This is a genomic window from Arthrobacter sp. Hiyo1 (assembly GCF_001263615.2).
GTDB lineage: Bacteria > Actinomycetota > Actinomycetes > Actinomycetales > Micrococcaceae > Arthrobacter.
The window spans coordinates 59082-59961 of sequence record NZ_DF952477.1 but is presented as its reverse complement, the minus strand read 5'-3'; the positions used below and the strand labels follow the sequence as shown (position 1 = coordinate 59961).

Sequence of the window (880 nt, the reverse complement as noted above, 5' to 3'; positions counted from 1 at the left end):
CGGGCGAAGCCGGGCAACTCGTTCAGTGGAGTGCCGTCAGCCTTCACCGGCACCATCGTGCACGCCGTGAAGTCCGTGGCAATCCCGACGACGGCGGCCGGATCGATCCCGGCGTCGCGCACCGCTGCGGGAACCGCGTGGCGCAACACGTCGCGGTAGTCTTGCGGCACCTGCAGCGCCCATTCGCCGGGAAGGCGGACAGCCGGGCCAGCAGACGCGCCGGTCAGATCGGCCGGTAAGGCCTCCGTGATGACCGCGTGCGGGTACTCAAACACTCCGCTTCCCAGTTCCTTGCCATCCCTGACCCGCACCACCACGGCCCTGCCCGAAAGCGTGCCGTAGTCCACGCCGATGACGTAATGTTCCTTGCCGTCCGCTGTGACGTCCATGAAGTCCTCCAATAAGCCAGCCCGCAGCCTTGCGGATTGGTTCCATTGTGAGCGCTAACAAAATTCACGTCAAGCCGTCCTTCCCACATGAACATGAATACGATCAGGCGGGAGCCGACGTACTTTGGCGCACCACCAACTCTGGCTCCACCACCGTGGCGCCGACGCTTTCCCCGCCCTCGATACCGCTCAGCATGAGGTCCATGCAGCGCCGCCCGAGTTCTTCGAAGTCCTGGCGTACCGTGGTCAAAGGCGGCGTGAAATAGCCTGATTCGGGCTGGTCGTCGAAACCCACCACCGAAACATCCTCGGGCACCCGGACACCTGCCTCGTTGAACGCACGCAGCAGGCCCAGGGCCATCTGGTCATTTCCCACAAAAAGCGCCGTGGCGGTCCTTTCACCGGCAAGCTTCCTGCCGATGTCATAGCCGCTGCCGGCGCTCCAGTCCCCCACCACCAGCCAAATCGTCCTGAAGGCCAGCCGCCTGCAA

At 64.2% G+C, this 880-nt stretch carries 2 pseudogenes; both read right to left on the bottom strand.

The features are described 5' to 3' along the window. Positions 1 to 389: pseudogene (locus AHiyo1_RS21655) on the bottom strand (ribulokinase); the annotation flags it as partial. Between the two features lie 103 nt (positions 390 to 492). Next, positions 493 to 880: pseudogene (locus AHiyo1_RS21650) on the bottom strand (substrate-binding domain-containing protein); the annotation flags it as partial.